Annotated in this window: 5 protein-coding genes and 1 pseudogene (1 of these 6 cut by a window edge); all 6 read left to right on the forward strand. The window is 47.6% G+C overall.

What is annotated here, in order from left to right; all coding sequences use genetic code 11:
* Positions 1-1,969: pseudogene (locus QVP35_RS08145) on the forward strand (polyribonucleotide nucleotidyltransferase); it begins 145 nt to the left of the window's first position.
* 8 nt (positions 1,970-1,977) lie between these two features.
* Positions 1,978-2,976, forward strand: coding sequence for an ABC transporter substrate-binding protein (locus QVP35_RS08150; RefSeq protein ID WP_009290524.1), 999 nt, complete (start codon positions 1,978-1,980; stop codon positions 2,974-2,976).
* A gap of 287 nt (positions 2,977-3,263) precedes the next feature.
* Positions 3,264-4,280, forward strand: a complete 1,017-nt coding sequence (locus QVP35_RS08155; RefSeq protein ID WP_022261010.1) for an ABC transporter substrate-binding protein — start codon at positions 3,264-3,266, stop codon at positions 4,278-4,280.
* A gap of 212 nt (positions 4,281-4,492) precedes the next feature.
* Positions 4,493-5,407, forward strand: a complete 915-nt coding sequence (locus tag QVP35_RS08160) for an ABC transporter permease (RefSeq protein ID WP_009290526.1) — start codon at positions 4,493-4,495, stop codon at positions 5,405-5,407.
* Entirely contained in the window at positions 5,401-6,195 is a 795-nt protein-coding gene (locus QVP35_RS08165) for an ABC transporter ATP-binding protein (protein ID WP_006565802.1), read from the forward strand. The genes QVP35_RS08160 and QVP35_RS08165 overlap by 7 nt, the downstream gene beginning before the upstream one ends.
* A 15-nt stretch (positions 6,196-6,210) precedes the next feature.
* A partial coding sequence (locus tag QVP35_RS08170) for a PLP-dependent transferase (protein WP_288187812.1) occupies positions 6,211-6,391 on the forward strand: 181 nt, incomplete at its 3' end.

The raw sequence follows: 6,391 nt of genomic DNA on the forward strand, positions 1-6,391 counted from the left end.
GACAGCTACGGCTTCCGATAAACCGAGAGACGGAATTGATTTCTTCCCGCTGAGTGTCGAATATGAAGAGAAACAGTATGCAGTGGGTAAAATTCCGGGAGGATTTTTAAAGAGAGAGGCAAGACCTTCTGAGAATGCGATTCTCACAGACCGTGTAATCGACCGTCCGATGCGTCCTCTGTTTCCGAAAGATTACAGAAACGACGTACTGCTGGACAACCTTGTTATGTCCGTAGACCCGGACTGCAGCCCGGAGCTTACCGCAATGCTCGGTTCAGCTATCGCGACATGCATTTCTGATATTCCTTTCGACGGACCTACCGCATCCACGATGGTCGGATTGATTGACGGAGAGTTTATCATCAATCCGACGGCGGCTCAGAAAGAAGTATCCGAGATGTCACTGACTGTGGCCTCTACGAGAGAAAAAGTTATCATGATTGAGGCTGGCGCCAATGAAGTGCCGGAAGATATAATGATTGAGGCGATCTTTAAAGCACATGAGGTAAATAAAGAGATTATTGCATTCATCGACACGATCGTTGCAGAATGCGGCAAAGAAAAGCATGAATATGAGCATCATGAAATCGATCAGGAGATGTATGAGGATATGGTTTCCTTTATTACACCGGAAGCCATGGAAGAAGCGGTCTTCACCGATGAAAAACAGGTGAGGGAAGAAAATATCCGCGGTATTGAAGATAAATTAGCAGAGCGCTATGCCGACAATGAAGAGTGGCTGTCTCAGATCGGGGAGGCTGTGTATACCTTCCAGAAGAAGACCGTGAGAAAAATGATCTTAAAAGATAAAAAGCGTCCGGACGGAAGGGATATCACGGAGATCCGTCATTTGGCGGCAGAGGTTGACTGTCTGCCGAGAGTCCACGGCTCTGCACTGTTCCAGAGAGGACAGACCCAGGTTATGACCGTGACCACTCTGGGCTCTCTTTCAGAAGCGCAGAGACTGGACGGCATGGATCAGGACGAGACGAGCAAGCGCTACATGCACCACTATAATTTTCCTTCCTATTCCGTAGGAGAGACCAGACCGAGCAGAGGTCCGGGACGAAGAGAGATCGGACATGGAGCGTTGGCAGAACGTGCACTGATACCGGTGCTTCCGACAGAAGAAGAGTTCCCGTATGCGATCCGTACCGTATCTGAGATCATGGAATCCAATGGTTCCACATCCCAGGGAAGCATCTGTGCATCTTCTCTGTCTCTGATGGCAGCAGGTGTGCCGGTCAAAGCGCCGGTAGCCGGTATTTCTGTAGGACTGGTGACAGGAGACAGCGACGATGATTATCTGATCCTCACCGACATCCAGGGTCTGGAAGACTTTTTCGGAGACATGGACTTTAAGGTGGCAGGAACCGATAAGGGAATCACAGCCATCCAGATGGATATCAAGATCCACGGACTTACAGACCAGATTATCCGTGAAGCGATCGCAAGGACAAAAGAAGCGAGAACCTATATTCTTCACGACGTTATGAATCCGGTCATCGGAGAAGCGAGAGACCATGTAGGAAAATATGCGCCTAAGATCTCCCAGTACACCATTGATCCTGAGAAGATTTCCGAAGTCATCGGCAAACAGGGCAAGACGATCAATGCTATTATTGATGAGACCGGCGTGAAAATTGATATTGATGAGTCCGGAAGAGTGGATATCTTAAGTGAAGATCAGGAAATGATTGATAAAGCGATTGGTATTATTAAATCTATCGTGGAACCGCTGAATGTGGGCGATATCTATGAGGGCGAGGTCGTGAGAATCATGCAGTTCGGTGCCTTTGTACAGGTTTCACCGAACAAAGACGGACTGATCCATATTTCCAAACTTGCAAAAGATCGCGTGGAGAAAGTGGAAGATGTGGTCAACATCGGGGACCGCGTAGCCGTCAAAGTACTGGAAATTGACAAGATGGGCAGAATCAACTTAAAACTGGAAGAAAAATTATCATAGGGAAGAATATGAGACGAAAAGCACAAGCGTTTGGCATCCTGGCAGTGTTTGCGGCTGTGATGACTCTTACAGGATGTGCAGACAAAAAATCAGATAATGTAAAGCGGATCGGAATTCTGCAGCTGGTAGAACACGATGCGTTAAATGACGCCAGAAAAGGATTTGTTGACGGCCTGAAAGAAGACGGATACGTGGACGGCAAAAATATTGAGATTCAGTATAAAAACGCCCAGAATGATCAGTCCAACTGTCAGACCATCGCTTCCCAGTTTGTCGGGAACCGGAGTGATCTGGTGCTGGCCATTGCAACACCGGCTGCACAGGCTATGGCTACGGAGACGAAGGATATTCCGATCCTTGCCACGGCAGTGACAGACCACCAGGCTGCCAAGCTGGTAAAGGATAATAAAAAACCGGGTACAAATGTGTCGGGAACTTCTGACATGGCCCCGGTGAAAGAACAGATAGGGCTGATCAAAAAGCTGGTGCCGGAGGCAAAAAAGGCGGCGTTTCTCTATTGCTCTGCGGAAGCAAATTCTGTGCTTCAGGTAAAACAGGCCCGTTTGGCGGCTGAGGCACAGGGCTTTGAGACGATGGATGCCACAGTGTCGGAATCCAGTGAGATCCGGCAGGTTGTGGAGTCTTTAAAAGGCCGGGCAGACGTTATCTATGTGCCGACGGACAATATCATTTCCGCCAGCATGAATACTGTCAGCATGGTGGCCAATGAGGCTAAGATCCCGGTGATCGTTGGAGAGGAAGCTCTCTGTACGGGAGGCGGGCTTGCAACATACGGCATCAATTATTACCGGCTCGGAAAGCAGACCGCGAAACAGGCGGAAGAGATACTGGAAGGCAGGAAAAAGATTTCTGAACTGCCGGTAGGATATCAGGATCAGTATGATCTGATCATCAATGAAGACCAGGTGAAAAAACTGGGGATTCGGGTTCCGGATGAACTGAAAAAAACAGCCAAGTTCGTTAAAACACAGAATAAGAGCAAATAGAGAACTGCTCCGGGAGACCGGGGCAGTTTTTTGTTTCATAGGAAAGTTTGCCCTATGGGATAAAAACGCTCCGCGGGCTGTACACAGATGCATAGGGAAATCATTTGACTGCATCAAATTGCATCTGGTACGCGAAGTTGTCAAGCCCCTCAAAGATTGAGGGGTTGGGGAGTTCAAGCGGCTTGCCCACTTTGTTCTCTGCTTGACAATGAGGAACGGCAGTGCTATAATTTAGCACATAAAAGCGTTAAAGTGATGACGCAACAACAAGGACGGAGGACAGAGTTATGAGATTAAAGAAGTTTATGGCAGTGGGGCTTGCAGCCGTGATGAGTGCAGCGGTACTATCCGGATGCGGGGGAAGTGACAAGAAAGACGAGGCAAAAAAGGAACAAAAGAAGATCGGCGTTGTGCAGCTTACCGAGCACGCAGCTTTAGATGCGGCTTACAAAGGCTTTAAAGAAGGCCTTGAGGATGCCGGATATAAAGACGGAGATAAGATCAAGATTGAATATAAGAATGCTCAGAATGAGCAGTCCAATTGTCAGACCATCGCATCTCAGTTTGTCAATGACAAGTGTGATCTGGTTCTGGCGATTGCCACACCTGCGGCTCAGGCGATGGCGAATGAGTCAAAGGATATTCCGATTCTGGTGACAGCCGTGACAGATCCGGCTGCATCAAAACTTGTAAAGAGCAATGATGAGCCAGGCAACAACGTTTCCGGAACTTCAGACCTGACACCAGTGAAAAAGCAGATGGAACTGTTAAAACAGATGCTTCCGAAAACAAAGAAAGTAGCTATGTTATACTGTTCAGCAGAAGCAAACTCAAAGATCCAGGTCGCTATGGCGAAGAAAGAAGCAAAGAAGTTAGGATTTGAGACCATAGATGCTACTGTATCCGAATCCAGCGAGATTCGTCAGGTAGTGGAATCCCTGAAAGGGAAAGCGGATGCCATCTATGCGCCGACAGACAATCTGATCGCAGCCGGAATGAATACCGTGTCTATGGTAGCCAACGAAGCCAAGATTCCTGTTATCGTGGGAGAAGAAGGTATGTGCACCGGCGGAGGCCTTGCTACATACGGAATCAACTACTACGAACTTGGAAAACAGACCGCTGCGCAGGCAGTCAAGATCTTAGAGGGCAAAGCAGAGACAAAGACAATGCCAATCGAATATCAGAGCAATGCTGATTTGATCATCAACAAAGATACCGTAAAGAAGCTGGGAATCAAGGTTCCGAAAGATTTAGAGAAAAAAGCTAAGATGGTGACAACGATCACAGAAAAGAAAAAATAAATCTACCGTAATAAATGATAGGTATATAAGCTGTCTTCTTTCATGGAGTGAAAGAAGACAGCTTTTTTCTTCAGGAGAATTAGTCCGCCTTTTAAGAAAGAAAATGGCAGTTATATTCATGGACAGCTTTCTCAGAACTTCACTGGTGCAAAGTCTTAAATCGTGGTATAATAAATTCTCGTGGACAGTAAAGTAAGAAAAGGAGAAGAAGAATGGATTTAGCAGTAAACATGCAGAGTGCGATTGCCCAGGGTACACTGTGGGGAATCATGGCGCTTGGTGTCTATATTACATTCAGGATATTGGATATTCCGGATTTGTCCTGTGAAGGTACGTTTGCCCTTGGGGGATGCATCAGCGCAGTTATGATCGTAAAAGGAGTGAACCCTTTTGTATCTCTTGTCATCGCATTGGCGGCGGGAATGGCGGCAGGAGCAGTTACCGGATTTTTACATACGAAATTAAAAATCCCTGCGATTTTAGCCGGTATTCTGACAATGATCGCCCTGTATTCGGTCAATATCCGCATCATGGGACAGCCAAACACATCACTGCTGGGAGAGGATACCGTATTCACCCAGGCTATTGATGCGCTGAAACTGGACCAGACGATGGCAACTCTGCTCGTTGGAGCAGTGATCAGTATTTTTGTGGTGCTGTGCATCTACTGGTTCTGCGGCACAGAGATCGGATGTGCCCTGAGGGCGACCGGAAACAATGAATATATGGTCAGGGCTTTGGGGGCTAATACGAATACATCAAAAGTCATCGGCCTTGTCATTTCCAACGGGATGATCTCCGTCTCAGGTGCTCTGGTCGGACAGAGCCAGGGATACGGTGATATTAAGATGGGGACCGGAGCCATTGTCATCGGTCTGGCATCCATCGTGATCGGAGAAGTAATCTTTGGAAAACGGTTTAATTTCATGTATATACTGGCTTCTGTCGTGTTTGGCTCTGTCATTTACCGCATGATCATTTCACTGGTGCTGTATATGGGACTCAGCACAGACGATATGAAGCTGTTTACGGCATTAGTCGTAGCGTTAGCTCTGGGTATCCCGGCGATCAAGTCCAGATACTCCCAGAAAAGAATTCCTGGAAAAGGAGGGAACACCGCATGTTAAACATCATCGATGTGCACAAGACATTTAATAAAGGCACGGTCAATGAAAAGAAGGCGCTGGACGGGATCGATCTTCACCTGAATCCGGGGGATTTTGTGACTGTGATCGGAGGCAACGGGGCAGGCAAGTCAACGATGCTGAACATGATCGCAGGCGTATATCCCATTGACCAGGGAACTATCCTTCTGGACGGCAAAGACATTTCGGACCTGCCGGAGCACAAACGGGCCTATATGCTTGGGCGTGTGTTCCAGGACCCTATGATGGGAACCGCAGCCGGCATGGAAATTCAGGAGAATATGGCCATGGCTCACCGCCGTGGGAAGAACCGCGGCCTGCGCTGGGGCATTACAAAGAGCGAGAAAAAGATGTATAAAGAAAAGCTGGCGATGCTGGACTTGGGACTGGAGGATCGTCTTACCTCAAAGGTAGGCCTTTTGTCCGGAGGACAGAGACAGGCCCTGACACTGCTCATGGCGACACTGAACAAGCCGAGTCTTTTGCTCTTAGACGAGCACACTGCGGCTCTGGACCCAAAGACGGCGAAAAAGGTATTGGAACTTACGGAGAAGATCATCGCAAGAGACAGTCTGACCGCTATGATGGTAACTCATAACATGAAAGATGCCATACGCATCGGAAACCGTCTGATCATGATGAACAGCGGCAGGATCATCTATGATGTTTCAGGAGAAGAAAAGAAGAACCTGAAAGTTGCTGATCTTCTGCAGAAATTTGAAGAAACCAGCGGGGAAGATTTTGCCAACGACAGAATGTTATTATCATAAGAGAAAGGAAGAATCATGAGCGATTATAAAATTGAGACAAAATGTATCCAATCCGGATGGGAGCCGAAAAAAGGGGAACCGAGGGTGGTGCCGGTTTATCAGAGCACTACATTTAAATATGACACAAGTGACCAGATGGGACGCCTTTTTGACCTGGAGGATGCGGGATATTTCTATACGAGACTTCAAAATCCTA

The sequence above is a fragment of the Anaerostipes sp. CAG:276 genome, assembly GCF_000432215.1.
Taxonomy (GTDB): Bacteria; Bacillota; Clostridia; order Lachnospirales; family Lachnospiraceae; genus Anaerostipes; species Anaerostipes caccae.

Coding starts and splice junctions, on each gene's coding strand:
- QVP35_RS08150 (WP_009290524.1), top strand. CDS start 1,978: ATGAGACGAAAAGCACAAGCGTTTGGCATCCTGGCAGTGTTTGCGGCT.
- QVP35_RS08155 (WP_022261010.1), top strand. CDS start 3,264: ATGAGATTAAAGAAGTTTATGGCAGTGGGGCTTGCAGCCGTGATGAGT.
- QVP35_RS08160 (WP_009290526.1), top strand. CDS start 4,493: ATGGATTTAGCAGTAAACATGCAGAGTGCGATTGCCCAGGGTACACTG.
- QVP35_RS08165 (WP_006565802.1), top strand. CDS start 5,401: ATGTTAAACATCATCGATGTGCACAAGACATTTAATAAAGGCACGGTC.